Below are 26,638 nucleotides of genomic sequence, written 5' to 3'. Positions count from 1 at the left end.
GTGGCCCTCTTCGAATATTTTCCAAATTATATCTGGAACTTGTCAGTTGCCATCGCGATGGAAAGCGGAGGGCAGATTGGCGAAATCGTCGATATGTGCAAGCCAATTAGAGATGCCGCTGCGTCGGGGGCGGATGCTGGCACGCCCGAATTCATGAAGCAGTGGTCGGCAATGGGCGAAAAGCTTATCAATCTGGCGGCGGAGGATGAGCGGAGAGGAAGAGCATTTAGTGCTTCCAACAAACTTGAACGGGCATCTCTGTACCTGATTACTGCCGAAAGAATGCAGGGGCATGGTCATCCCGGTCGCGGCGAGACTTACGCCAAGGCATTGGCTGCCTTTGAGCAATCAACACGTCTGGGGGAGCTCAACCGCGAACGGATTGAAATACCGCTCAAATACGGGTTTATGCCCGCGCTCTACACTCGTGCAACAGGGCCGGGACCGCACCCCGTTGTGGTTTATTGCAACGGCCTCGATAGTTGCAAGGAGTTGCTTTATTGGTCGCGCTTGCCTGAAGCTTTGGCACGTCGCGGAATTTCGACGCTGTGCGTTGACCAGCCCGGGAGTGGTGAAGCCCTCCGTCTGCAAGGACTACCAGTAGACCCACATAGTGAACACTGGGCAACAAAGGCGGTTGATTGGTTGGAAGCTCAGGTTGATGTCGATCCCGAGCGCATCGGCATGACCGGAATCAGCCTTGGTGGACATTTCGCGCCGCGAGCGGTTGCTTACGAACCGCGTTTCGCTTCCGGTGCAGTCTGGGGCGCTAACCACAATTGGCGCGAGGTTCAGGATCAACGTCTGAAACGCGAAGGCGAAAACCCCGTCCCGCATTATTGGGCTCACGTCATGTGGGCCTTCGGGGCAAGCGATATGGACGATTTCCTTGCCAAGTCTGAGGAAATGAACCTCAACGGTCATATGGACCGCGTAAGGGTGCCATTTCTGGTAACACACGGCGGAAATGATCGGCAGATAAGCGTAAGATACGCTGACGACCTTTATGACCAACTGATCAATTCTCGGCGTCGCGAGAAGGTGATCTTTACTTCCCACGAAGGTGGCGTCGAGCATGTCGGAGCCGACAACATGGCTTACGGTCGCGATTGCATCGCAGACTGGTTTGCTGAAACATTGGGAGGATATACGGCGTGATGAACGCAAATGCAGAACCGCTGGCTGTTGTGCATATTGCACACATTCGCCGTGAAACAATTGTTTCGACGATCATAAATGCCGCGATTTCGGCCGGGTTCTTTTGGTTCGTTTTTGGCGAACATGATCCGGTGGCGGTGTGGGGGGTTGGACAGTGGGTCTTCGATTACCTTCCTCAAAGTTTCATGATCGCGCTGATGAGCACGCTCGTGCCTGGCGCTCTGACAGCTAAAAAGCTCAGGGCTGGCACCTTGACGTCGTCGGATCAGCTCACACGCCTCCCGCGATCGCTCATCATTAGGGCTTTGTTGCTCGCATTAACCGCAGCGGTGCTTGGCAGCTCGTCAGTTGGAGCCATTGCCTGGATGTTGGGAGTAGAGTCCCTGGCGAACAGCACTGCAATGACCTTGAAGGTCGCCTACGGTGCAGGGCTCGCTTTTGTGATTACTCCTATTGGTCTGCGAGCAGCTTTGGCGCGCCAATCCGTTTGAAGGAGCAATGCAGGTGAGCATCCCGCAGCTGGATTTTGATCCTTATACGGACAAGGCCCTGTCGGACCCGTTCAGGCATCACGACGACTTGCGCGAAGCTGGTCCAGTCTTCGGCTTGTCCCGTTATTCTTGCTATGGGATGGCGCGTTACGCCGAAGTTCAGGCGGCACTAAAGGATTGGCAGACTTTCGTTTCCGGAAGAGGCGTCGGACTGAGCGATTTTTCGAAAGAGGCTCCTTGGCGGCCGCCGTCACTTCTCCTCGAGGCTGATCCGCCTCTCCATGACCGCACACGCGGGCTGATGAACAAGGTTACGGCTTTGCCCGGCCTAAAGGCGAGGCAAGCAGAATGGAACATGACGGCCAAGGCCATCGTAGAACCGCTCATAGGTGCTGGTTCTTTCGATGCGGTGGCTGGACTTGCTGAAGCATTCCCGCTGCAGATTTTTCCAGAACTTATCGGATTGCGCGATGATGGTCGTGAAAATCTGATCCCATATGCCATGTCGGTCTTCAACGCCTTCGGCCCACGCAATGCGCTGCTCGAACAGAGCAGCGTCGATGCCGCAGGGGCTAGCGCATGGGTTGCGGATAGCTGTAAGCGGCAATTCCTTAAGGCAAAAGGCTGGGGCGCTGACCTGTTTGCTGCTGCCGATCGGGGTGAATGCACCACTGAAGAGGCTGAGCGGCTGGTCCGGTCGTTTCTGTCAGCTGGTGTGGACACAACTGTCAACGGCATTGCCGCGGCCATACAAGCCTTTGCCGAGAACCCAGAGCAATGGCAGGTGTTACGCCGCGATCCATCGCTGGTGCGCAAGGCCATCGAAGAAGTGCTTCGCTATTCGGGTGTTGCTCAGACATTTTTTCGTACCACCAGTCGAGAACTCGAGGTTCACGGAGAACTGCTTCCAGAGGGCAGTAAGGTGTTGCTTTTTCTTGCTGCAGCCAATCGTGATCCACGTCGCTGGAACAATCCTGACAAATTCGACATCACGCGAAACGCCAGCGGACACGTTGGCTTCGGGTTTGGCATTCACCAATGCCTAGGCCAGATGGTTGCTCGCTTCGAGATGGAAGCGGTCCTCTCGGCGATGGTTGAAAGCGTGGAAGAAATCAGGGTTGCCGGGCCTGCCGTGCGCCGCCCCAACAACACGCTTTTTGCACTTGGCTCGTTGCCGGTCCAACTGATTCCGGCTTGAGGGAATACGCCCCATGCCCCGTCGATTTGTCGATCTTTCGATCACACTGTGTAACGATGTGGTATCTGATCCGCCGTTGCTACGACCAGAGATTTCTTACAAACGCCATGGGGAAACGATGCCCGAGCTGGCTCACTTCTTTCCTGGCGTGACAGTTGATCAAACCCCGACGGGGCAGGCTGCGTGGTTCGCATGAGCGACGACATTGATTGAAATCCACCAGCTCCGCTATGCCGTCGCGACCGCCGACGCGAAGAGCTTTTCGCGTGCAGCCGCTGCGCTCAACGTAAAGCAGATTACGCTGAGCCGAAGGGTAAAGCTGCTCGAAGATCGTCTCGGAGTTAAGCTGTTCGACCGGTCCACGCGCGGTGCCGAGACGACTGAAAACGGTCGACCGTTCATCGAACAGGCCCGCCGCATCATCACCGATGTCGATAACCTTCAAACCACTGCACGCAACGTCAGCTACGGTCTGCGTGCGCGCATCGCAGTTGGCTATTGCTCGCCAATCATGTCCGGCAACCTGCGGCTGGCGATCGCGGACTACCTCACGAAGTTCGAAGACGTCCAGTTCGACGGCATCGAAGCTGGTCTGGAGAAACTGTTCCACGGGCTGCATTCACATGTAGTCGATGTGGCTGTTGCCCCAATCGGGCTCGAAGAAGACGGGATCGCGTCCCGCCGCATTTGGTCCGAGCGCCTCTTCGCCGTTTTGCCTATGGATCATGGGCTGGCAGAAAAAGAGCAGATCTACTGGCAGGATCTGCGCCGCGAAGTGTTCGTGGTTCCTGCAGGTGGGCTTGGGCCGGTTTTCGGCAACCTGATCGCCGCTCGGCTGACAGAGCAGGGCAAACGGCCAAGCATTATCGTCCAGGATACCAGCCTTGAGAGCGTGCTAAGCATGGTCGCTGCAAAGCGCTACATCTCAATAGCTACCGAGGCGTCCCAGGGGGTTTGCTGGGCCGACCTGCGATTTCACGAGATCCACGACCCCAACGGTCCGGCCCGGCTTGAGTACGCGCTCTACTGGCGCAGGAACAACGATAACCCGGCGCTCCAGCATTTCTTCAAGCTGATCGAAGAGCGCTATCCGGGCTGAGCCGACCGCCGCGTCTTGGCAAAGCTCCGGTCGGTCGCGATGAACCGCTCGATCATCGGCGGGATAAGGCGTTCTGGTGTGGGGGCGCCTTTGGCATCGCCGCCATTCAGGGCCGCGGCATAGGCCGTCAGGTCACGGTGCAACCGCGCTGATACTTCCACAGTCAGCCGCACGGGCTTCTCGTCTGCGAGATCGGCAAGCTTCAATCGCGTCACTGCCCGCCTCCCAAGACCAGGTCGCGCGCCACCAGCACTCGCACCGGAAATCCGGGCCGGATGGTCAGGGTCGGTCGTACATTCAATTCACGGCTAACGATCTGCTCGCCAGCGCGATTGATGCTGTCCTGCGTCCCGCGACGAAACGCACGGGCGAGATTGCCGTCGTCGCCTGAACCAAATTCCGAGCCAGCGCCGAGCAGTGTCGAAACCAGCGCGGCCTTGAATACACCGCCCCAGTGATAGTTGGTACCGTCCTGGAGTCCGGCAAAGCCGCGTGGGTCCGAGGCGGGCTGGCGCTCCAGCACGATCGAGCGCCCATCGGGAAGGATTAGCCTGTTCCAGGCCAGCAGCACCCGGCTCTGCCCGAACGCGACATCGGCGTCATAATCGCCGATCAGCCGCGATCCTTGCGGGATCAGCAGGATTCGCCCGGTCGGACTGTCATAGACATTCTGGGTCACCTGCGCGGTGACCAGTCCCGGCAGGTCCGAACGGATGCCGGTGATCAGCGCCGCCGGAATGACCGAGCCTGCCTGAACGATATGCGTGGATGCCAAACCGGACAGCCGTTCGGCGGAAACCGTGCGGCGATCGGCAGCGCGCTCGAGAAACGCCTGTTTGCGGCCAGCTTCGCCCTGGGTTCCTGCAGCAGGAGCTGTTTCAGGAGTTCCGGCGGGCGCGGCAGAGCGCGCCTTCGGTATAGGGGAAGACCTGGATTGCGTTGATGAACCCTGTGCGGTCGGGCTGTACCCGCGCTGCCTCCATCGCCGCTCCCACCCTGTCCTGGAGAGTGGGGCGACTCTGGGACGGGCGGGAGCGGCCCGCAGCGTTGGGAGGGGTGCGCTGCGGAAACGCTTTGAGTTGGCCGGGAAGCGGAAGCGGTACAGGGATTGCCACGACCGTTGGTTCCGAAAGGGGCGCCTGCGCAACCTCGTTGGGGAACGCAGGCGCGGCAGGCTGGTGCTTTGTCGGTTCTTGGGCCTGCGTAGGTGAAGCGAGCACCGCGCTTGCTGCAAACACTGAGGCGATCACGCGGCATGCCGCCGCTGACGTGATGGTATTCATGATCCAAGTTCCTTCGACCAGTTGATGGCGTTGACGAAGACGCCGAGCGGGTTCTTGCGGACGGCGTCGGGGGTGCGCGGGATCTGGAGGGCGATGGTCAGGATCGCGGTCCAGCGGCTCGTTTCTGCAAGACTGCCGTCGCGGTAGCGGCGTTCGACCCAGGCGACGCGGAAGCTGGTCGGCGAGGCACGGATCACGCTGGTGACATCCACCCCGACCTGTTCGCGCCCGATCAGCGCGAATGGATCATTGGTCCGGGCATAGTCGTTGAGCGCGAGCGCGCCCTTGTCGGTGGCAAAGTCGTAGGCGCGCAGCCAGTTCTGGCGGACGACGATCGGATCGTCAGGCACGGCGCGGACCTGCTCGATGAACCGCGCCAGATGGAACGCGATCTGCGGGTCCGAGGGCGTGTAGCCAACGTCAGCCGGGGCAACTGCTTGCGCCTCGCCGAGCCGGTCAACCTGCACGACCCAGGGAACAATGCTCCCGCGCGCGCCTTGCCAGATGATCCCGGCGGTCAGGCAGGTCGAAAGTCCTAGCGCACCAAAGAAGGCGAGCCGCCAACTGCGCGCCTGGACGCGGGCCGAGCCGATGCGGTCATCCCAGACCTGGGCGGCGCGCTGGTAGGGCGTTTCGGGTTCGGGGGTCTTGCCGTAGCGGATCGAGGGTCGTCGGAACATGGATCAGTCCTTTTCGGAGGTGTCGATGGAAGCCCCGCCGCCGTGGCTGTCGCCGGACTTGAGCGTGTGGGCGGCGATGGTCGCGCCGTGCGCGATGGTCTGCCGGTCCTTCATCGCCTTGGCCCAAGCCGGTTGTCCTGCGTCGGCTGTTGGGGGCGGTGGAGGCGGCGTATTGGGTCCGGGCGTGATGCTGCCGCCCGTATTGGTAATTGCCGCGCGGCTGCCTTCGCGGAACGACTGCTTCATCCCGTCGCCTGCCTTGCGCAGCGGAGAAGTTGCAGCGCCGACGGCGGCATCGCCGACCGCGGCCATGCCGGAGCCAACCGCACTTGCTCCCGACTTGCCTGCCGAGCCCAGAGCATAGGCCATGGTCGCCCCGCCAGCAGTGCGCGAGGTACCATGCGCGACATTGGACGCCGCGCTCGCAACCGCCCCGCCAGCAAGCTTTGCACCTGCAACCGCACCTGCCGCCGCACCGCCGGCAAGCAGCGCGGTTCCGGCGGCGGCACCGGCGCCCAGCTGCGGTCCGCCCGAGACGATGCCGTTGGCGATGCCGGGGCCAAAGATGCCGAGGCCCAGCAGAGAGAGGCTGGCGAGCACGATCGACAGCGCGTCCTCGATCGTCGGTTCGCCCGCGATCGCCGAGGTGAACTCGGAGAAAATGGTCGAGCCGATGCCGACGATCACCGCCAGCACCAGCACCTTGTTGCCCGAGGAGACGACGTTGCCGAGCACGCGCTCAGCCATGAAGGCGGTCTTGCCGGTCGATGTGCCGCCGGCGACCAGGATGTTCTTGCGGGTTGCAACGGCGGCGACCAGCGCGTCGGCCTGCCACCCGGACATGATCTCCGCGCCGACATAGTCTGTAAGAGTGAACACCGCGACGGCGGGCTTGCGGATCGCGAAACTCGGTGCAGCCACGACCGGCGGCAGCAGTCCTTCGAACCTTTCCCCCGTATCGGGAAGCTCCGCCGACACGCGCGGCGACCGCCCATGAACTTCAGCTCCGACATGGTGCGCGACGAGCCGGATGATCCGCTCGCCATCGGCAGCGGACATCCCGCTTCCCGTATCGGCGATCCCGGCCCCCAGTCGGTCGATCCAAAGCCGACCGTCGGGATTGAGCATAACTTCGATGACTGAAGCATCTTCAAGCCATGCGGCGATTTCCGGTCCGAGCGCCGTCCGCAGCATGCGCGCGCCGCGTGACGATGCTTCTGACCTGATCGGGATGACGCTCATGGGTTGCCTCGTGTCTGCGAGGCAACCGACCACCGGCTGCGCTCACGAGGCGGATCAAAGAGGCATCAAATCGGGTGAACGCAACAGCTGGTTGCGGTCATCGTAGTGTGGCGAAAATCTAGAAACGCATGGCGGGGAGGGCGGTGCAGCCTCTGAAGCCTAAAGCGAGGTCCAGGCCATCACGCGATCTTCGAAGCGGGAATCAGCGGCCCGTCGCAAATCCGATTCAGCAGATCGGCTTGCTTAGGTTCAAGATCAACAAGCATTCCCAGAACATTGAGAACATTGATTAGTTCTGAAGTGTATTCCGGCAACCAGTGATCGGGTTGAATGTCGCCAAGCGGGGAGGGCTTGCGCTTGTCGCCAATCTGGGGCCGCTCGCGGTCCTTTTTGCGATAGCTGAACCACTGGCGCAGCACCTGCTTGCCGGAGACCTCGTAGGCCCAGACTGCGGGCGGCACCCGGTCGATGTAGCCGGTGCCGATCAGCAGGCGTTGCTTCGCCGCGTCGTAGTCGATTGTGTCGGGGAAATCCTCGGGCTTGTTCGAGATGGCCCCGGCCTTCGGGTAATCGGGTTTGCGGCCCTCGGGCAGACGCGGGGCACCTGCCGGCCTGCCATCGGCAAAGCGCACGCCAAAGCTGTGCAGCCAGACGATCTCGCGCCCCAGCACAGCCGCTTCTGCAAAAAGTGTGGCGTCGGCGGTGATCGGCACGCGCAGACCCGGGCGGATCAGGTCGCCCTTGAATTTCTCGGTATAGGCCGGGCAAGCCAACAGGGCCGCGACATAGGCAAAAACATCAACGGGATCGACCCGCGCGCCGAATGCTTTCGCCAGTGCTGCAAGCGTCATAGCTGAAATGTTGGATTGGGTTGCCGCGGCATCTTTCCAAAGCGCAAATACGCGGCCACCGCGACCATTGTAGTGGTGCAGATCAGGTATGATCGACGCTGCCGAAATCGCAGGCCCACCAGTTGGCGATCTGTCCATTGGAGCGGTCAAATAGACCTGATCCTTACCGAAATTGTCCCAAAGACCCGGATTGGGCTGATTTATGACTCGAGCATCGGGGATGATGTACTGCCGATCAAAGGATCGGAAGGCATACGCGATCGGCGGCTCGCCAGCCAAAGCGCGTTCCGCCAAAGCCCTTAACTTCTTGTCTGGGTTGGTACGCTCCACCGGAATTCGATCGATTGGCGTCAGTACAATTTGAGACCTATCCAAAGCTCTCCCGGATTTGCCGACATGACGGTCACCCGGATTTCCACCCCGCATATGGGGATGGAACAGCATCGCTTGCTTGCTTGCATCCGTTTCCTCGACAAGCCTCTGCCAACGGCGTTGCAGCGAATCCTTGTCGGGTGCAATGATCCAGGTCCGACCGGGCATAACACCTGATCCGCAATCCCCGATCACGCTGTCGAGCGGCACGAAATCGGCCCATCCACCCGAAAATGCGGGCAGGAATGGCGCGCGCCAGTCACTTGGGCAATCGCTCCAGCCTTTGCCATCAAGCCTAACGGTTTCCAGAGCAGCAAACTTTTCTTCGCGTCTGCCTTTGGCGAGCGCGCGGAACCGGACGCGCGCAGGCTTGTCCGGATCGTTCGCGGGAGAGCGCGAGGCAAGAACGATACACACCGGATGCTGCACGCCCTGGAAAATGCGTGTCGCAACTTCGGGCTGATGTCCTTCTGGCGAACAGTCGATGATCCAGATGTCGTCACAACTGCGCCGCAGATCATCGCGCATTTTCTGGAAACCCGCGCCGTTGAGGAATCCCGAGACAGTGATGTAGCAGACCATGCCTGACAGGTCTTCGTGATCGGGCGGATCCTTGTCTCTTCCACCAGCACCTTGTTCGAACACCTTCCACGCAGCCCATCGCCAGAAATAGACGTAGAGATTGCGGAGGTGCTTAGCGTGAGTGCCGACTTTCCATGCTTTTGGCGGCTGCCAGTCATTAAGCGGCGCGTCCTTGCCATCCTTGAACCGACCGTTTTCAATCCAGCTTCCCTTGCCCTTGGCCTTTTCCTTGTAGGGCGGATTGCCGATAACGACGGTGATCGGCTGCGCGCGCTTGATCTCGCCAGCAAGGCGCTGCGATTTGGAGATTTCGCGGTAGATGCCCTGGCCGCTTTCGAAATCAGCATGGGGATCGCTGAGCGTGTCGGTGACGAAGAGACCGGGTGAGCCATCGGCCCCAAGATCGATCATTTCGGCCAGCAGGCGCAGCTGCGCCACGGCGAAGGCCCCGAATTGAAGTTCGAAGCCATAGAGCCGCTTGGCCGCTTCTGTGATCGCACCGGGGACGGCACCTTCACCTTCATCGGCCCCCACACTTTGCGCGATGGCGCGCAGTGCGGCGAGCAGGAATGTGCCCGAACCCGTCGCCGGATCGGCAATACGCACCTGCGCGCTGGCAAGACCCTGAGCCACGGCGAAACGGTCTGACGATCGCAGCGCTTCGTCGCACAGGCGGACCATCGCCTGCACCACTTCAGGCGGAGTGTAATAGCTGCCGGTCAGCTTGCGCAGCTTGTTGTCGTAAACCTCAAGGAAGTTTTCGTAGAAATAAAGCCAAGCTTCCGGGTCGCCCTTGGCGATGACGCCCCAATCGACGACATCGAGAACGCGCGTCAGCGTATCGAGGGCAGGGCCGAGTTTGAGATCCTGCTCGGTCAACAGGCGCAGTGCTGCTCCGATCAGCGTGTTGGTCTTGCCCAGTTCCTTGGCGATGTCGTCCAGCCCATCGGCGAGGCTGAGCCCCTTGGACTTCGCCATCAGCAGACCGAAGGTGACCGCTTGCGCATAGCCGTCCGCAAACTTGGCGTCATCCGCATCGGGGAAGAGCAGTGCCTTCCAATCTTCCTTCAGCTCGGTCAGCTTGGCGTTCTTGATGCCGAGTTGCTCCACCACCTCATCGCGCAGGAATCGGCAAAGGCGGGCGGAAATGCGCGCGAGTTCTGGGACGTTCCTCGGCGCGATCGGCTGCCACGTGAGGAAATCGTTGAGCAACGGCAGGAAGCCCTCGGGCGCGGCAAGCTTTGCGCCTGCGTCCTCGATGTCGCCGTCCAGCTTGATGATGCTGCCAACCAGTGCGCCATCGCGCCACAGTGAAAAGGCGTTGCCATCGGAATAGAGCAGGTTGGGGAGGGCTTTCAGCTTGTCCCATTGCTCCTTGTCGTGCCCCGTCTTCCATTTGCGGGGATCAGCGCCCTTGCCGGGCGCCTTTATCTCAATGAAGCCGATCAGCGCCTTGCTGATGTTCACGGCGAAGTCGGGCCGGGTTCGCAGTTCTGAGAGGGATTTCTCACCGATCAGGGTCAACGCGCCTTTCGGGATGCCGATGACCAGCGAGAGCGCCGCGAACAATTGCTCGATCGGATTGCGCAGCTGGTCCTCGGGCTGACCGCCCTCGTTCAGCTTCGCCTTGGCTGACGCGCCGAATTCGCCCACTGCAATTTTGATCGATTCAGCTTGCGACACGCATTCCCTCCGCTAAATTGTCATGTGCAGCAGCGTGGCGCTTCCCGCAACCGTTTCGAGCAGGGTTTTGGAAAGATCAATGGACGAACTGTTTGATTCCGGACCGAAACAGTTTGGGCTGGACTTGGGCGATGCCGAACCGGTCAAGTCGTTCGAGCCTGATCGCGAAGAAGTGCGCCGTGAACTGCACGAAATTCTGGCCGAAGCTCGTAATGCCACCAACGGCTCACCTTGGGATGAGCGGACGCTGAAGTATCACAAGGTGGTGTTTCCGCAGATGGCCAACTGGCTTCCGAGCGACGAACGCGATCAATTGCGGTTCGAATTCGCACAAGAGCTCGAACGGATCGAACTGCTGCTGGCTGCCTGATCCGGTTGCCGCCGGGCCTCACCGCCGCGGGTTTGGGAATTCGCCTACAATGCCCTTGCTGGTTTCGAGCTTGCGGGTCAGCGCCTCGACAAATCCGTCATAGCGATCCTTGGCCTGTGCCTGCGCGGCAGCGCGTGCCGATTCCGGCAGGGGCGGATTGGCGGTCAGCCAGAACCGCACGAACAGCGCCAGCGCCTCGTTGCCGACCTCGACGTGATACTGGAGGCGGTCGTTCGACCGCTGCAGCTTGTCCATCCGCCGACTGAAGGCAGCTTCCATCCGCTCAGTGCCGTCGGGTGAGAGGAACGATGCCAATGCCGTTTCGACAACGAGCGCCTGGCTGACGCGCTTGCGGATGGCGTATTCAGCGAGCTGATCGGCCAGCGCGGGCGGCAAGCGGAAGGTGTGCTTGGACCGGGTCATAGCTCAATCCCATCGCCAGGGTCGAGCGAGGCCTGCCGTGCGTTGTTCTGCGCGATGTCGCGCAATCGTTGAGCACGAATGGCTTCGTCTTCAACTTTGCCGCCATCGGGGAACTCAAATTCGTTTTGCGGGCCTTTGGGCATCGTCCGCCGGGCTGAACGGCATGAACTCTTGATCGAAGTCGACGAACATCGGGATTTCGGCGGCATAATGTCCGCGTACGCTCCCTTCCCACAAATAGCCGGCCTCCTTGAGGTCGAGCACCCCCATCCGGACATCGATCGGGTCGAGCCCGGTCGCCTCGGCCAGTGCGTTGAGAGTGAGGATCGGGTCATGGGCGCGGCCATCCTTGCTTGCCTCGACGAAATGCTTGCCGATCGCGACGGCCGCGGCTGACCAGCCAGCAAGTCCCGAAGGCGCGCTGCGGACATAGCGCGGGGTCTCGCCGAGCGCAGGTTTCCGGCTTACCCCGTGCAGACGATCGACCAGCGCCTTGAGGTCCGCTTCGCTGGCCGGATCGATCTCGATATAGAGCATCGTGCGCAGGAAAGGCGTCAGCCGCTTGGGATCGAGACGGACGACGACCGGCACCATGCGGCTTTCGCCGCCGATCCGCTTGACGATGCCGACATCGATCTCCAGCGCGACCCACGGTTTCTTGATCGAGGCCGGGGTCAGCACGACCATGAAATGAGTCATCTCGCCCAGGCCTTCCTCCATCTTCTGGCGGAGGCTGTCGCCGGGCTCGATCTCCCATTCGTCGAACCAGACGTCGATCCCGTTCGCCATGAGATATTCGGCGATCGGTCGGACCATTGCCTTGTCCTCGCTGGCGTGCGCCAGATAGACCTTGGGATAGGCCGCGCCGTCGCTTGCGTTCATGGTCTTCACTTCTCCTGCGCCCACACCCAGCCGTTCCTCGACCAGCCGCGCGAAGGCCGGCGAGCCGTTGGTCCTGATGCCGACCTTGCTGCCCGGCATGCGGTCGACGAACACGTCGGCGTGCCGCCCCGTCTCGGGATCGACGATGGTGGCCGCGGCACCCCGTGCCTTCTCTTCGATCGCCTTCATCCCCAGCTCAAGGCCGGCTTTCATGAGATCGTCGCCAAATTTTTTCACGTTGAAAGGGCGCCCCTTGTAAGTGACCCGTGCCATCAGGTTTGATCGCGCACATAGCGGCGCAGCGCGACGACCTCGTCGTCGCCGACGATCATGGGTGTTCTCCATGACGGGCCGCCGGGAGCCTCTCTCTCGGCTTCGACCCGTCACGAAGCGAAGCGCCGCCCTCTCACTCCGGAGAAGGCAGCGCGACGCGGGAGAACAATCGGGGTGAGCCGGGATCAATGGACCCGGTCGAGCAGCTTCTTGGCCTTGCCCTCCATGTCGAGCCGGGCATCCTGGTGGGCCTTGCTACGGGCCAGCGCGGTGATGCCCTGCACGAAATCGAAGATCGATTCGGGTGGGCGGCCTTCCTCGGCCAGCACGGTTTCAATGATTTTGCCGGTCTCGGTCTTCGAGAAGCCGCGCGCCCGCAGGAAGTCGCTGCGATCCTCGTCGGTACGGGCGACGATGCGTTCGCGCGCTGCCTTGATGCCGTTGACGAAGGGTAGAGGCGAGGAGTTGGCGAAGCCTTCCAGTGCCGGTGCGGCTTCGTGGGCGAAGCGATTGGCCGCGTACTTGCTGTGCCGGATGCTGATTTCCTCGAAATCCTCGACGCCCCAGAGATTGCGATTCTGGCAGACCGCGCGCAGGTAGAAGCTGGCCATGCCGAGCGTCTTGGCGCCGACCTCGGAGTTCCAGCAGTAGAAGCCCCGGAAGTAGAGATCCGGCGATCCGTCGGGCAGCCGACCCGCCTCGATCGGGTTGAGGTCATCGACCAGGAACAGGAACACGTCGCGGTCGGATGCATAGAGCGTGGTCGTATCGCGGGTGATATCGACGCGCGGATTGTAGTTGCCGGTCGACCAGTCGAGCACGCCGGGCACTTTCCAGCGCGTGTCGCCCGTGCCGTTGCCCGCAATCTTCTGCACCGCTTCGACAAGTTCATGATCGTAGATCCGGCCATAATCGGGTCCGGTAACGGCGCGCAGTTCCAGCCTGCCCCCAGAAATGGGATCGCCCGTTTCGAGCGTCTTGATCTGTTCGGCCCGGTTCGATGTCAGGCCATATTGCAGGTTGATCGCGGCGAGCGGCGCGGGAAGCTGGCGTAGATAGGCAGCCGGTGCCCCGACCTGGCTGGCAAGTTGCCCGAAGCTCCAATGGGTCGGCGCGACCGGCGCGTCGGCGCCCGGCAGCATCAGCGCCAGGCGCTCGGGATCGTTGCGGCCCGCTTCGACATGGATCAGCGCGGTATCGACCACGCGAGTCCGGCTGCGCTCTGACCGTCTTCGTACCGAGCGGGCCAGATCGCCCAGAGACAGATACCGCTCATCGTCGGGCCGCGAGAACCACTCCGACGACACCCGCCCGACCCGCTCGCCGCGCGTGACATCCACCTTGTAGCCGCCGCTCACATCGCGGCGCACACCTGGAACCTGCATGTTCATGGGAAAATCTCCATGACGGGCGGCCGGGAGCCTCTCTCTCGACCCTCATCCCGTCACGGCGAAGCCCGCCACCCTCTCACTCTAATCCGCTCATGCTAACGGTCACACGAGCGGCCAGCGAAGTTGCCGCAGCAGAAAACCGCACCCTGAGGGGAGGGCGGTCTGTCCCCTTGCTCGTGCAGGCGGAAAGGCGGTGCTCGTCGGCTTTCATCGCCTGCACATGGAACCATGTCGCACGGCTCAGTGTGCTTGCGGGGCCTATTACATTTGATGCCGCGCCCTCAGGAGCAGGGCCGACGGGCCTGCGGGACAGAGCGCGTCATTAGCACCGCTCCACTTCTCGGGGCGTTGCGGGGTTTCCCCGCTGAGGTGGGTGTGGAGGAGATGCGGCGCAGCTCCGACCAGGGAGGAGACTTCCTCCCGTCAGATTACGTGGAAAAGGTTACGCCAGCCTGCGAATAATCGTGATTACGTGGCGATTACGTGGCTCTCGACAGCCCCGGAGAAGGGGTGTATCATCGCCTCTAAGTCTTTGAGAAGTTTGGTGGACGCACTAGGGCTCGAACCTAGGACCCGCTGATTAAGAGTCAGCTGCTCTACCAACTGAGCTATGCGTCCATGCCATGCGGCATTCCCGTTCGGGAGCCGCCCCAATAGCGATTTTCTGACGGCTGCCAAGCCCAAAATTGCAGTTTTACGAAAGGCCCTTCGGCGCGCTGCGGCTCCAGCGCTCTACCGCCATGATCGTGCCCACGCAGATCATGTTGGTCATCATCGAAGAACCGCCATGGCTCATCCACGGAAGCGGGATTCCCACCACCGGGGCAAGGCCCATGACCATCATCAGGTTGATGCACATGTAAAAGAAAATGGTCATGGTCATACCGCTCGCCAGAAGGCGTGAAAAGCGATCCGGCGCAGCCAACGAAACCTTCAGACCCCAGCGGAAAACCAGCCCGAATACCCCAAGCACGAAAGTCCCGCCCAGCATTCCCCACTCCTCGGCCATCGTGGAAAACACGAAGTCGGTGTGGGATTCGGGTAGGTAGTTCAGATGACTCTGTGATCCGTTGCCAAAGCCTTTGCCAAAAAGTCCGCCCGAACCAATTGCGATCTTCGATTGGCTTATGTGATACCCCGATCCCAGAGGATCACTCTCAGGATCGAGAAACACGAGCACGCGCCTGCGCTGATAGTCATGCAACAGGGTGAAGAATGCGATCGGTGCGATCACCAGCGCGGACGCACCTGCGCCAAGGAACCAGCGCAACGGCAGGCCCGCCATGAACATCACCACCACTGCACCGAACGTGATGGCAAGCCCGGTGCCAAGATCCGGCTGCAGCATGACCAGCCCAGCTGGAATGCCCAGCAGCACAGCTGCCGGGCCGAGCGAGCGCCAGTTTTGCGTTTCACCCACCGGCAATACCGAATAGAACCACGCCAGAACCAGAACGATGCCCGGCTTCATCAGCTCCGATGGCTGCAGCGTCATGAACTCCAGGTTGAGCCAGCGCTGGCTGCCTCCCCCCATGCCGCCGATCAGTTCCACCAGCACCAGCAGCGCGCACAGCACGCCGTAGGCTGGCAGCGCCATCTTGCGGAACAGTTCCTGCGGCAAGCGTGCGATCACCATGGCCATCACCATAAACACGCAGAATCGCACAAGATGGGACGAGGCCCAAACATCAAACCGCCCGCCAGCTGCTGAATCAAGCACTGCCGCACCAAACGCTACCAGTGCCATCAACGGTAGCAGCATCCCCCAAGGTTGCCGCGAGATCGTGGCAGGGATATAGGCGCGCGGCATCACTGCCCTCCCGTCGTGGTAGGTGTTGCTGCGGGAGTGGGGGCAGGTGAAGGCGTGGTCACTGGCGCCTGCTCAGGCTCAGGCCTTGGTGCTGCGGCGTCGGTCTGGACCGTTGCAGGGGCCTCTGCGGGCTTGCGCCCTTGCTCCACTCGCTCGGTCAGCTCTGCGTCATCAGGGACCGGTTTGGGGGCAGATGCCCCATACTTGGCCGCAAACACCTCGTAACGCGCAGCCATGCGCTGCTGGACGTTGCCGCCCCATTGCTTCTCGAAGCCTTCCAGCACTTCCATCGCTTTGGCCTGATCGAAGATGTAGGTCATGACGTCACGCGCAATCGGATAGGCTGCGCCCGATCCGCCGCCGTGCTCGATCACCACTGCGCAGGCATATTTCGGCTTGTCGAATGGTGCGAAGGCGATGAAGTGGCCGTGGTCTCGATGCTTCCAAAGCCCGCCTTTGCCATTGCCGATATTGAGGCCGACAACCTGCGCCGTCCCCGTCTTGCCCGCCATCAGCACATCGACCGGCAGCTTTGCCCGCCCCGCCGTGCCTCTGCCGTTCACCACTTCGCTCATCGCCGCGTGGATATAGTCGAGGTGATCCTGCCGGAACCCCATAGACTTCGGCTGCGCAGCGTTCCGGTCAAGCAACAGGCGCGGCATCACCTCACGCCCCGAAGCGATGCGAGACGTCATCACCGCCTGTTGCAGCGGATTTGAGAGCATATAGCCTTGGCCGATGGTCGCGTTGACGGTGTCATAAACCGCCCACTCCTTGTCGTACTTCTTCTTCTTCCACGCAGGGTCCGGCACGGTGCCATAGGACTGCCCGGGATAAGGCATCGGAAACTCCTGCCCCATACCCAGCCGCCGTGCCATCGTCGCGATCGTGTCCATCCCGATCTTCTGCGCGAAGTGATAGAAGTAGACGTCGCAAGACTGGTAGATCGCCTTGGCCATGTCCACGGTGCCATGCCCGCGCCGGTTCCAGCAGTGGAACACGCGGTTGCCCACGCGCAGGCCACCACCGCAGCCGACGCTGGCCGAAGGATCAAGCCCGGCCTCAAGGAACGACATGGCAATCATCGGTTTGACCGTCGATCCCGGCGGGTAAAGTCCGCGCAGCACTTTGTTGCGCAATGGCACGTGATCGTCCTCGGACAGCATCTTCCATTCGATGCGGCCGATCCCGTCGGAAAAGCTGTTTGGATCGAAGCTCGGCATCGATGCCATCGCCAGAATGTCGCCAGTCTCACAGTCCATCACAACGACAGAGCCGGATTCCAGTCCCACGCGCCGCGCTGCATAGTCCTGCAGGCCTGCGTTGATCGTCAGTTGGATCGGCTTGCCCGGCACATCCTCGCGCGTACCCAGATCGCGCACGATGCGGCCTGAAGCGGTCGCTTCTACACGCCGCGCCCCCGGCACGCCGCGCAGTCGCGTCTCGAAGTGCTTCTCCAGCCCGTCCTTGCCGATCTTGAAGCCCGGCGTGACGAGCAGCGGATTGCGCTCCTTCTCGTAATCCTCTGCCGACGCCGCACCGACATAGCCGACGAGATGTCCCACTGCCGCCCCGGTAGGATAGAACCGGGAAAAGCCCTGCTGCGGGATCACGCCGGGCAGTTCGGGCAAGCGCACGCTGACCGAAGCATAGCGCTCCCAATCAAGGCTCGCCGCCACTTCCACCGGTTGAAACCCTCGCGCCTTGTCCAACTTGTCACGGATGTCGCGGACTTTGTCTGGCGGTAGGGACAGCAGCCCGGCCAAAGTGTCCATCGTCTTGTCGCGGTCGGCCACCCGATCAGGAATGATGTCCACACGAAAGTCCGCGCGGTTGGAAGCGAGCGCCTTGCCAAACCGGTCCAGAACCCAGCCACGCCGGGGCGGAATCAGCGTCAGGTTGACGCGGTTGCTTTCCGAGGCTGCCTGATATTTTTCGTTCTGCGCCACCGCCAGATAGCCCAGCCGCGTGGCCAACATCAGCCCCACGCCGCCCTGCAACGCGCCCAGCACAAACGTGCGCCGCTCGAACCGGTTGGTCAGGACAGCCGACGTGACCGGCAGTTTTCCCATGCGTGTCAGAGCCTTTTCAACGGCAGCAGGCGGATGCGATCAAGCAGGGCCACCACGCGCGTGATCACAGGATAGATCACCAGCGACAGCAGAATTTGCGGTCCAATCACCAATGGCAGGGGATAACCCGTCGCCAGACCGGCCACCAGGGCGCACATTGTCAGATACGCAGCGATCAACCCGCTGGCCGCCAGCCAGTCCTGCGAGAAGCCGCGCCACAAAAACCGCTCGTCAATCACTTCCAGCGCCAACATTGTAACTGACCACAGCACGATCCCTGATCCGAACGGCTGCCCGGAATAGAGGTCGTCAAAGAACCCCAGCGGCAAGCCTGCCCACACCGGCAACATGCCGGGACGCATCATGCGCCACGCCAGCAGCATCAGGTAGGCCAGCGGCGGCATCACCGGGGCCGATGCGATCACTGGCGAAAAGCTGGCCATCGATGCCAGCATGATCGTTGCCCAAGGCAGGCCGATGGCGAGCGCGGGAAGGGGCGCACGATTGATCCGCTTGCGTACAAGGTCTTCGGGCGATGCGGTCAGTTTCTCGAAGATCACGGCTCTTCAACAGCGGTCTTTGCACCGTCCTCTATCATGCGCTGCAGGTCGTCACGCGCCTGCGCGCTAAACGCTTGCTCTACCAAAACGTAAACGTGGTCGGCGGGGTCAGCGGCCAGATGCCCGGTCGCCCCATCGCGGTGCGGCGCGGTGGCCACGGCGACTGGGATGCCGGGTGGATAGAGTCCGCCCGAACCAGAGGTGACGAAAACATCGCCTTTTTTCAGAGGGTTGGTTCCCATATTGATAAGGCGAATGTCGATGCGCCCGTCAGATGCACCCTGCACAAATGCAGAAAGTCCGTCGCTCGCGCGGCGCACCGGCACCACGTTATCGGGGTCCGTCACCAGCAGCACGCGCGCAGTTCGTGGGCCGGCTTCGATTACCCGGCCGATCAGGCCCGAAGCGGCACGCACTGGCTGGCCGGGCCGCACGCCATCGCTGATGCCTGCGTCCAGCACGGCATAACGCCGCGTGCTGGCTCCGCTTGAACCGATCAGATGTGCGGTCGCCACAGGGCGGCGTGCCGGATCAACAATACCCAGCAGGGCTTTCAAGCGCCGGTTTTCGTCTTCCAGCGCCTGCATTGAAACGGCGTTGGCACGCGCAGCATCCACTTCGCGGCGCAGTTCGGCGTTCTGTTGTCCAGCCTTGAAATAGGCCCCGATGGCGGCAAACACGCCTTGGCCACTGGCACGGCCTTCCGCGCCAGCCTTGCCCATCGGTCGCGCAACTTCAGCAGCGGCACTGCGGGCAAAGGAAAATGCGCCAGGATTGACCAGCGATACGACAAGCACCGCAATACCTGCCACGACGCCAAGCATGGCGATAACGTAGCCGGTGAAGATCCCGTACTGCGCCCTGCGCGAATAGCCCGGGCGGCGGTCCTTCGGCCGCGCCATCCGATCACCCTTTCAATCCGGCACGCTATGCCGCGCCGCGAAGCAACCCGTTAAAAGCCTGACCTTATGCGGTCATCAACACGCCGCGATAGATCGGATCTTCCATCGCGCGGCCGGTGCCCAGTGCCACGCACGAAAGCGGGTCTTCGGCCACGCTCACGGGCAGGCCGGTTTCCTCGCGCAGATGCTCGTCCAGTCCACGGATCAGCGCGCCACCACCGGTCAGCACGATGCCCTGATCGACGATGTCCGCAGCCAGTTCGGGCGCGGTGTTTTCCAGCGCGATGCGCACGCCTTCGACAATGGCTCCGATAGGTTCGGACAGTGCTTCGGCGATGTTCGCCTGTGTGATCGTGATTTCCTTGGGAACCCCGTTCACCAGATCGCGGCCTTTGATGTGGATCGTCTCGCCGATACCATCGGCAGGCGCAGTGGCGATGCCGTAGTCCTTCTTGATCCGCTCAGCCGTGGCTTCACCGATCAGCAGGTTGTGATGGCGGCGAACATAGGAAACGATGGCTTCGTCCATCTTGTCCCCGCCGACGCGGACCGACGTGGTATAGGCAAGGCCGCGCAGCGAAAGCACGGCAACTTCCGTCGTACCGCCGCCGATATCAACCACCATCGAACCCACCGGCTCGGTCACAGGCATGTCCGCGCCAATGGCCGCTGCCATCGGTTCAAGAATCAGGTAAACTTGGCTGGCACCGGCGTTGCTGGCCGCGTCACGGATCGCACGGCGTTCCACACTGGTCGAACCCGACGGCACGCAGATCACGATTTCAGGGTAGCGCAGCAGGCTCTTCGATCCGTTCACCTTGCGGATGAAGTGCTTGATCATTTCTTCGGCCACTTCAATGTCGGCGATCACACCGTCACGCAGCGGGCGGATGGCCTCGATGTTGTCAGGGGTCTTGCCCATCATCATCTTGGCGTCGTCACCCACGGCCTTCACACGCTTGATGCCGTTGATCGTCTCGATGGCGACGACCGAAGGTTCGTTCAGCACGATGCCGCGATCCTGTACATAAACCAGCGTGTTCGCTGTGCCGAGGTCGATCGCGATATTCTGCGAACCAAATTTGAAGAATCGGGAAAAGATCGATGCCATCAGGAAATCCGTGAAAATCTGCGAGTTTGGCACGCGGGCACGCGCCAGACCCTTCGAAAGTGAGCGCCCGGGAAGGCGGCTCATTAGCAGGCGATTCGTGCAAAGGACATGGGTTTGTGCCGGTTTGGTTGGATAACTTCGCAGCTTGTCTCGAAATAAATCGGCTTCGGCGCTAGTCCTTGAAAGACCATGCGAGTCATCCGCCGTCTTCCCGAAACTTTGATCAACCGCATCGCTGCCGGAGAGGTGGTCGAGCGCCCCGCCAGCGCGCTCAAGGAATTGGTTGAAAACGCTATAGACGCGGGTGCAAGCCACATCCACGTGCGCCTGTCAGAAGGCGGCCTCGCGATGATCGAGGTGTCCGACGATGGCTGCGGGATGACCCCGGACGAGATCGCCTTGGCGCTCGAACGCCATGCCACGTCAAAATTGCCCGACGAAGCCATCGAAATGGTGGAAACTCTCGGCTTCCGGGGTGAGGCCTTGCCCTCCATCGCTTCGGTCGCGCGAGTCACCATCGAAAGCCGCCCCCAAGGCAGCGCGGATGGCTGGAAGCGCGTGATCGATAACGGCGCTCTGGTCGAAGAAGGTCCCGCCGCCCTGCCACCGGGCACACGGGTGCGGGTGGAACAGCTGTTCGAAAAAATCCCCGCCCGACGCAAATTCCTGCGCAGCCCGCGCTCTGAATGGGCCGCAGCCTCGGACGTCGTGCGCCGCCTCGCAATGGCCCGCCCGGACTTGGGCTTCACGCTCGAACACGATGGACGGCGCTCGATTCAGGTGCGGGGAGGGGAAGCGCTTGAAGCCCGCGTCGCCCAACTGGTCGCGCGTGAGCTGGCGGGTAATTCGGTCGAAGTCGATCTGCTGCGCGGCGAATATCACCTGACCGGCATCGCTGGCCTTCCAACGTACAATCGCGGAGTCGCCGATCACCAGTACCTTTTCGTCAACGGCCGCCCGGTCAAGGATCGCCTGCTCATCGGCGCGGTGCGCGGGGCCTATGCCGATATGCTCGCGCGTGATCGTCACGCGGTGCTCGCGCTGTTCCTGCAAGTCCCGGCGGGCGAGGTCGATGTCAATGTGCATCCGGCCAAATCAGAAGTTCGCTTCCGCGATCCGGCCTTCGTGCGCGGCATGGTTGTTTCCGGGTTGCGCCATGCGCTTTCCACCGGAGACCAGCGCAGCGCGCAGGCTCCATCAGCCAGCGCAATGGCGGCTTGGCAGGCTGAACCTATTTCTCCGGTAGGCGCAGCAAGCCCCTCACAGGGAAGCATTTTTGGTCAGACATGGAGACCCGAACCTCGCGTCTCGGAAGCTGGCCTCGCGTGGCGAGGGTACGAGCAATCCGTCATGGCCCCACCGCAGGCTCGCGCCGAAATCGCAGCGGAACCAGTTGTCGACGCGGCAAAACACCCACTCGGCGTGGCGCGCGGGCAGGTGTCCAACACCTACATCGTGGCCGAGGCGGAAGACGGCTTGGTCATTGTAGACCAGCACGCCGCCCACGAACGCTTGGTCCTTGAACGCCTGCGTTCGGCCGGAGCAGGGCAGGGCACAGCCCCCAGCCAAGCGCTGCTGATCCCCGAAGTGGTAGAGCTTGAGGAAGTAGCCTGCGACCGGCTCGAAGAAGCCTCTGCAAAGCTGGCAGAATTCGGCCTCGCGCTGGAGAGGTTCGGCCCCAATGCCATGCTAGTCCGCGCCATTCCCGCCGCGCTCGCCAAGGGCGATCCGGCAAAGTTGGTGGCCGACGTCGCCGACGATCTTGCGCACAATGGCGACGCTTTGCTCCTCGGCGAAAAGCTCGATCTCGTGCTCGCCACGATGGCCTGCCACGGCTCGGTCCGGGCCGGACGCGTGCTTTCGGTGGCGGAGATGAACGCGCTTTTGCGTGAGATGGAGGTCACGCCACGGTCGGGCCAGTGCAATCACGGGCGGCCGACGTGGGTGAAATTGGCGCACGGTGACATCGAGAAACTGTTCGGGAGAAAGTAAAATGGCAAGATTGGCATTTATACCACTGATTTTACTGACACTTTCTTCATGTTCGACGGAGAAGGAACCGAGCGATGCTGAGGCGGTTGCGGCGGTAGAGGCGGCGCAGGATGGGAAGCATCCGGTTGAGCCGATTTCCCCGCAGGCAATCCTTTATCCTGATATTTCAAAGCATAAGCTGCATGGCACCGGCTGTGCTTTTGTTGCAGAGGGCGGCGGAATCGGTGCAGTCCTGCTTGCGCAGGATGAGCGGGGAGTGTTGAAATTAAACGGAGAAATCCAGATACTCGCGCCCGATACGGGATCCGCAAAGCTGCCGAAAGGCAGTTGGTCGCGTTACAGCGGCAAGGAATATGCGCTGACGCTTACCGCATCAGGGCCGGTCGAGGCGGTGGGAACCAGCGAGCATTTTGATGGCAAGCTGGTCATCACCGACGAGTTCGAAAGGCCGGTCTATAGTGCAATCGGGAACGTGCAATGCAAGGCGATTTAGGCAGGGTTTCGAGCAAGTTGCGGCAGTCTGTGTGCGTTTAGGTGCTGTTTAGGTGCATTTAGGTGCAGTTCAGGATTGCACGCTTTCCGCCTCACGAACGCGGATCAGGCCGATGGATTTCATGGTCATCACCACAACGCCATCCTGATTGTAAACCCTAACGTTTGAACGGAAACTGCCCATCTCTGGCCGCGATCCGCTGCGCTTTTTGTCGACGATTTCGGTTTCGACCGATAGCGTATCACCGGGATAGACTGGCTTGAGCCAGCGGATCTCGTCCAGTCCCGGCGAACCCAACCCCGCCTGCTGGCGCTCCTTGAGGTTTTCCACCAGCATCGCCATCGTCATCGCGCACGTGTGCCAACCGCTGGCTGACAGCCGCCCGAAGTGGGTCTGCGCCGCCGCCTCGTCGCTCAAATGGAAGGCCTGCGGATCATACTTGGAAGCGAAATCAATCACTTCCTCACGATTGACGGCGTAGCTGCCAAAACGCTGCACCGCGCCGGGTTCAATATCTTCGAAATACATCATGCGCGCAGCATGGCGTGCCGCGCGGTGATGTCAACCGATCGATTAAATTGGCTCAGACGTTGAACTTGAAGTGCAGAACGTCGCCATCCTTGACCACGTATTCCTTGCCTTCCTGACGCAGCTTTCCGGCATCGCGCGCAGCGGTTTCGCCGCCCAACGAGACGAAATCGTCATAGGCGATGGTTTCGGCGCGGATGAAGCCGCGCTGCATGTCGGAGTGGATTTCACCAGCGGCTTCGGGAGCCTTGGCGCCCTGATGCACGGTCCACGCACGGGCTTCCTTCGGGCCGACGGTGAAGAAGGTGATGAGGTGCAGCAGATCGTAGCCCGAGCGGATCACGCGGGCGAGGCCGGTTTCGTGCAGGCCCATTTCCTCAAGGAATACAGTGCGTTCTTCAGGGTCCATGCCGACCAATTCGGATTCGATAGCGGCGGACACGATCACGGCATTTGCGCCTTCGGCCTTCGCCTTTTCAAACACGCGGGCGGAGAAGGCGTTGCCATTGGCAGCGCTCTCTTCCTCGACGTTGCAGACGTAGCCTTCGCGCAACAGTTCGAGCGCCTGGCCCAGCACCGAAGCGATGATCTTCGATTCCTTGTCGCCCTGCGCGGATTTCTTGATCGCGGCCGGAACGCGTTTTTCGAGGCTTTCGAGGTCCGAGAGCATCAGTTCGGTTTCGACCGTATCGGCATCGGATACCGGATCGACCTTGTTGTCTACGTGCTGGATGTCGTCATTCTCGAAGCAGCGCAGCACGTGGACGATGGCGTCCACTTCGCGGATGTTGCCGAGGAACTGGTTGCCCAGACCTTCGCCCTTCGACGCGCCGCGCACGAGGCCGGCGATATCTACAAAGCCAAGCTGTGTCGGGATGATCTTCTGGCTGCCAGCAATGCGGGCCAGTTCATCGAGGCGAGGGTCGGGGACGCCGACATTGCCGACGTTCGGTTCAATCGTGCAGAACGGCAGCGCGTTGAACAGCGTCGACTTGCCGACATTGGGAAGACCGACGATCCCGCAACGAAAACCCATTCTCAAACTCCTTGGTTGCCGGGGCCTTTAGCGGGGGATGCGGCGTTTGGAAACCTTCACGGAAATTTCAGCATAAACTGCGAAACTCGCGCGCATGAGAAAACATCTGCTGATTCTATCCGCCGTGGCCCTGTTGAGCGCTTGTGGCGAAGATGCCGACCAGAAAATCGCCCGCGCGCGGCAGGAAATTGCCGAAATGCGGCTTGGGGCGGCAAAGGTTGATCTGTCTGCTGCGCTGGCCGAGAAGGGTGACGATCCGGCGCTTTTGCGGATGCTGGCAGCGGTGCAATTGCGCATGGGCGACGGCGATGGGGCTGAGGCCACGGCAGCACGCATGGAGCGGGCCGGGATGAAGGGGCCGGAGCTTGCGCTGGCACGCGGCGAGGCGGCAGTGCTGCGGGGGCGGCCAGAAGATGCCCTGGCGCTGGTGGCGCAGGACAAATCGCCCGCTGCGTGGCGTGTTCGGGCGGCAGCAAAGCTGGCGTTGAAGGATCAGGAAGGTGCGCTGGCGGCTTTGCGCGAAGGTGCGGCGGCAGGTGATGATGCGCTGCTGCTGCGAGACTATGCCAAGTTCCTGATCGAAGCGAACGATCTGGATGGGGCGACACAGCAAGTGGCGGTGCTGGATCGGATTGCGCCCGATGGCTTTGATGGGCCGATGCTGAAAGCGGATATTGCCGCGCGACGCGGGCGCATGGCCGAGGCGCATGGCGTGCTGACCAAACTGGCCGAGCGTTACCCGGCGGTGCCTGAGCCGTGGATTGCGCGGGCCGATGTCTATGACATGGAAGGCAAGTTGGACGACGCGATCAAGATGTCGGAGAGGGCGGCAGAGCTTGCACCTGCCGATCCGCGTGTGGTGGCGTTGCAGGTGCAGTTCGCCTCGATGAAGGGGGACTGGGAGAAAGTGCGCTCCACATTGGCAAGCCAGGAGGCGACGCTCGATCCACTTTCGGCCAATGGGCTGACATATGCCGAGGCGATGCTGCGGTTGAACCATCCCGAACAGGCGCGCGCGATGTTTCAACGGGCGCTGACGCGGTCTCCGAACAATCCCTATGCGCGGCTGATGCTGGCGCAATCGCAGATGGCGACGGGCGATGCGGCAGCGGCCTATGCCACAGTCAAGCCATTGTCGGACAGTCTGCTGGCGGGGCCGCAGGAACTGGAACTGGCGGAGATGGCGGCCAAGGCGCTGGAAAGCCCGGATGCGCCTAAGCTTTCAGCCCGATTGGCGGCGGCCAAGGCGGGAACATCGCAAGGTCTGATCCGTCAGGGTGAAAAGGCGATGGCGACGCAGGACTGGACCGGCGCTGTGGCTGCTTATGGCCAACTGTCGGCGACGGGCGATGATGCAGAAGTGATGAAGCGTCTGGCGATGGCCCTGAGCCATCTGGGCCGCACGGATGAGGCGATCAAGGCCGCTGATCGGGCGCGCGCAATCAGGCCGGAAGATCCAGACACAACCTATATGGCAGGCTATGTGCGTGCCGCAGGTGGCAAGGATGTGGCCACTGGAATCGCCCTGCTGAAACAAGCAAGCGAGGCGGCACCACAGAACGTGACGTTCCGGCGCAGCCTCGCTCGATTTTCGGTAGCGCAGGGAGGCTGATCCGCCCCCCATTGCTTGATTGGTTCAAGCGCGCGGCTTGACCTTGCGCGAACGGGCAAAGCCGATGCCGAGCAGGCCCAGAGCCATCATGCCGAGCATACCAGGCTCAGGAACAGCCGTGCCGCCGGTGCTGCCGCCCGTGGTGGTGCCGCCGGTTGTGGTGGTGCCGCCGGTTGTGGTGGTGCCGCCGGTGGTCGTTCCACCAGTCGTCGTACCGCCGGTGGTGGTGCCGCCCGAAGTAGTGGTGCCGCCCGTGGTCGTGCCGCCCGTGGTGGTTCCACCGGTGCTGGTGCCACCGCACTGGCCGCTGTGGCCGCAGTTGCAGTAGTGCTTGTGGGTCGGCTTGGTCCACCACGTGGCATGTGCCGGAGTGGTCATTGCGGTCCCGAGTGCGACCGTTGCTACTGCTGTGAGAAACTTCTTCGTCATTACAACCTCCACACCCTGTATCTTGGTTGATGCAATACACAGCAAAGGCCGTGCCAACTCCGTAAAATCGAGGGTTTAGATGGTTAATGAAAGTTTCAACGGGTGCGATGTGTCA

General features: G+C 61.6%; 24 protein-coding genes, 1 tRNA gene and 1 pseudogene. 8 read left to right on the top strand and 18 right to left on the bottom strand.

The genetic code is table 11. From position 1 onward, the window contains the following. The 4 genes from B7X90_RS02160 (at position 1) to B7X90_RS02145 (ending at position 3,946) form a co-directional block, all read left to right on the top strand. A complete protein-coding gene (locus tag B7X90_RS02160; protein ID WP_292621263.1) occupies positions 1–1,158 on the top strand; it encodes an alpha/beta fold hydrolase in 1,158 nt (385 codons plus the stop codon). Beyond that, complete coding sequence (locus B7X90_RS02155) at positions 1,158–1,649, top strand: hypothetical protein (RefSeq protein WP_292621261.1); 492 nt, start codon at positions 1,158–1,160, stop codon at positions 1,647–1,649. Before B7X90_RS02160 ends, B7X90_RS02155 begins: the two co-directional genes overlap by 1 nt. Positions 1,650–1,662: 13 nt before the next feature. Further along, a complete protein-coding gene (locus tag B7X90_RS02150) occupies positions 1,663–2,847 on the top strand; it encodes a cytochrome P450 (RefSeq protein ID WP_292621259.1) in 1,185 nt (394 codons plus the stop codon). A gap of 205 nt (positions 2,848–3,052) precedes the next feature. After that, complete coding sequence (locus B7X90_RS02145) at positions 3,053–3,946, top strand: LysR family transcriptional regulator (protein WP_292621257.1); 894 nt, start codon at positions 3,053–3,055, stop codon at positions 3,944–3,946. Here B7X90_RS02145 and B7X90_RS02140 read toward each other — a convergent pair. From B7X90_RS02140 to B7X90_RS02115, 6 genes and pseudogenes are all read right to left on the bottom strand, one after another. After that, positions 3,934–4,161, bottom strand: a complete 228-nt coding sequence (locus tag B7X90_RS02140; protein WP_292621254.1) for a DUF2274 domain-containing protein — start codon at positions 4,159–4,161, stop codon at positions 3,934–3,936. The two genes, B7X90_RS02145 and B7X90_RS02140, sit on opposite strands and share 13 nt — an antisense overlap. Further along, positions 4,158–4,784 (bottom strand): annotated as a pseudogene (locus B7X90_RS02135) (TrbI/VirB10 family protein); the annotation flags it as partial. The gene B7X90_RS02140 and the pseudogene B7X90_RS02135, both read right to left, overlap by 4 nt. A 40-nt stretch (positions 4,785–4,824) precedes the next feature. Then, positions 4,825–5,229 carry a hypothetical protein gene (locus B7X90_RS02130; RefSeq protein ID WP_292621293.1) on the bottom strand — a complete coding sequence of 135 codons (405 nt, stop codon included), beginning with the start codon at positions 5,227–5,229 and terminating at the stop codon, positions 4,825–4,827. Next, positions 5,226–5,909 carry a conjugal transfer protein TrbF gene (gene trbF / locus B7X90_RS02125; RefSeq protein WP_292621252.1) on the bottom strand — a complete coding sequence of 228 codons (684 nt, stop codon included), beginning with the start codon at positions 5,907–5,909 and terminating at the stop codon, positions 5,226–5,228. The genes B7X90_RS02130 and trbF overlap by 4 nt, the downstream gene beginning before the upstream one ends. Positions 5,910–5,912: 3 nt before the next feature. After that, positions 5,913–7,151: an ATPase, T2SS/T4P/T4SS family gene (locus tag B7X90_RS02120; protein WP_292621250.1), complete on the bottom strand. Its 1,239-nt coding sequence runs from the start codon at positions 7,149–7,151 to the stop codon at positions 5,913–5,915. A 179-nt stretch (positions 7,152–7,330) separates the two neighbouring features. After that, a complete protein-coding gene (locus B7X90_RS02115; RefSeq protein WP_292621249.1) occupies positions 7,331–10,639 on the bottom strand; it encodes a type ISP restriction/modification enzyme in 3,309 nt (1,102 codons plus the stop codon). Positions 10,640–10,718: 79 nt separating this feature from the next. Here B7X90_RS02115 and B7X90_RS02110 point away from each other — a divergent pair, with 79 nt between their 5' ends. Further along, positions 10,719–11,009 (top strand): hypothetical protein, encoded by a 291-nt coding sequence (locus tag B7X90_RS02110; protein ID WP_292621247.1) that lies wholly within the window; start codon positions 10,719–10,721, stop codon positions 11,007–11,009. A gap of 18 nt (positions 11,010–11,027) precedes the next feature. Here B7X90_RS02110 and B7X90_RS02105 read toward each other — a convergent pair whose 3' ends face one another. From B7X90_RS02105 to B7X90_RS02065, 9 genes are all read right to left on the bottom strand, one after another. After that, positions 11,028–11,432, bottom strand: a complete 405-nt coding sequence (locus B7X90_RS02105; RefSeq protein WP_292621246.1) for a CopG family transcriptional regulator — start codon at positions 11,430–11,432, stop codon at positions 11,028–11,030. 114 nt (positions 11,433–11,546) lie between these two features. After that, positions 11,547–12,587 (bottom strand): toll/interleukin-1 receptor domain-containing protein, encoded by a 1,041-nt coding sequence (locus tag B7X90_RS02100; RefSeq protein ID WP_292621244.1) that lies wholly within the window; start codon positions 12,585–12,587, stop codon positions 11,547–11,549. A 185-nt stretch (positions 12,588–12,772) separates the two neighbouring features. Then, on the bottom strand, positions 12,773–13,978 hold the full coding sequence (locus B7X90_RS02095; RefSeq protein ID WP_292621243.1) for a DUF932 domain-containing protein: 1,206 nt from the start codon (positions 13,976–13,978) through the stop codon (positions 12,773–12,775). 542 nt (positions 13,979–14,520) lie between these two features. Continuing rightward, positions 14,521–14,596: transfer RNA gene (locus B7X90_RS02090), tRNA-Lys, on the bottom strand. A 76-nt stretch (positions 14,597–14,672) separates the two neighbouring features. After that, on the bottom strand, positions 14,673–15,788 hold the full coding sequence (gene rodA / locus B7X90_RS02085) for a rod shape-determining protein RodA (RefSeq protein ID WP_292621241.1): 1,116 nt from the start codon (positions 15,786–15,788) through the stop codon (positions 14,673–14,675). Continuing rightward, the gene (mrdA, locus tag B7X90_RS02080) at positions 15,788–17,860 is read right to left on the bottom strand and encodes a penicillin-binding protein 2 (protein WP_292621240.1); all 2,073 of its coding nucleotides are present in this window, start codon (positions 17,858–17,860) and stop codon (positions 15,788–15,790) included. The genes rodA and mrdA overlap by 1 nt, the downstream gene beginning before the upstream one ends. 5 nt (positions 17,861–17,865) lie before the next feature. Beyond that, positions 17,866–18,420: a rod shape-determining protein MreD gene (locus tag B7X90_RS02075; protein WP_292621238.1), complete on the bottom strand. Its 555-nt coding sequence runs from the start codon at positions 18,418–18,420 to the stop codon at positions 17,866–17,868. Continuing rightward, complete coding sequence (gene mreC, locus B7X90_RS02070; RefSeq protein ID WP_292621236.1) at positions 18,417–19,322, bottom strand: rod shape-determining protein MreC; 906 nt, start codon at positions 19,320–19,322, stop codon at positions 18,417–18,419. The genes B7X90_RS02075 and mreC overlap by 4 nt, the downstream gene beginning before the upstream one ends. A gap of 64 nt (positions 19,323–19,386) precedes the next feature. Next, the gene (locus B7X90_RS02065) at positions 19,387–20,433 is read right to left on the bottom strand and encodes a rod shape-determining protein (RefSeq protein ID WP_292621288.1); all 1,047 of its coding nucleotides are present in this window, start codon (positions 20,431–20,433) and stop codon (positions 19,387–19,389) included. Positions 20,434–20,622: 189 nt separating this feature from the next. Between B7X90_RS02065 and mutL the strand changes: the two genes are divergently transcribed. Together mutL and B7X90_RS02055 are read left to right on the top strand one after the other, a co-directional pair. After that, complete coding sequence (gene mutL / locus B7X90_RS02060) at positions 20,623–22,425, top strand: DNA mismatch repair endonuclease MutL (protein WP_292621234.1); 1,803 nt, start codon at positions 20,623–20,625, stop codon at positions 22,423–22,425. Position 22,426: 1 nt separating this feature from the next. Continuing rightward, the gene (locus B7X90_RS02055; protein ID WP_292621232.1) at positions 22,427–22,918 is read left to right on the top strand and encodes a hypothetical protein; all 492 of its coding nucleotides are present in this window, start codon (positions 22,427–22,429) and stop codon (positions 22,916–22,918) included. A 69-nt stretch (positions 22,919–22,987) separates the two neighbouring features. Here B7X90_RS02055 and B7X90_RS02050 read toward each other — a convergent pair whose 3' ends face one another. Both B7X90_RS02050 and B7X90_RS02045 read right to left on the bottom strand, forming a co-directional pair. Continuing rightward, the gene (locus B7X90_RS02050; protein WP_292621230.1) at positions 22,988–23,449 is read right to left on the bottom strand and encodes a MaoC family dehydratase; all 462 of its coding nucleotides are present in this window, start codon (positions 23,447–23,449) and stop codon (positions 22,988–22,990) included. 52 nt (positions 23,450–23,501) lie between these two features. Next, positions 23,502–24,482, bottom strand: a complete 981-nt coding sequence (locus tag B7X90_RS02045; RefSeq protein ID WP_292621229.1) for a redox-regulated ATPase YchF — start codon at positions 24,480–24,482, stop codon at positions 23,502–23,504. Positions 24,483–24,576: 94 nt separating this feature from the next. Here B7X90_RS02045 and B7X90_RS02040 point away from each other — a divergent pair, with 94 nt between their 5' ends. After that, the gene (locus tag B7X90_RS02040) at positions 24,577–26,094 is read left to right on the top strand and encodes a tetratricopeptide repeat protein (protein ID WP_292621227.1); all 1,518 of its coding nucleotides are present in this window, start codon (positions 24,577–24,579) and stop codon (positions 26,092–26,094) included. Positions 26,095–26,118: 24 nt separating this feature from the next. On the opposite strand, the gene B7X90_RS02035 is transcribed toward B7X90_RS02040, so the two are convergent. Beyond that, positions 26,119–26,523, bottom strand: a complete 405-nt coding sequence (locus B7X90_RS02035) for a PEP-CTERM sorting domain-containing protein (protein WP_292621225.1) — start codon at positions 26,521–26,523, stop codon at positions 26,119–26,121. Positions 26,524–26,638 lie beyond the last annotated feature (115 nt).

This window comes from Novosphingobium sp. 17-62-19 (genome assembly GCF_002256775.1).
Lineage (GTDB): Bacteria > Pseudomonadota > Alphaproteobacteria > Sphingomonadales > Sphingomonadaceae > Novosphingobium.
The sequence above is the reverse complement of the archived record's forward strand: the minus strand, read 5'-3'. Positions and strand labels throughout refer to the sequence as shown.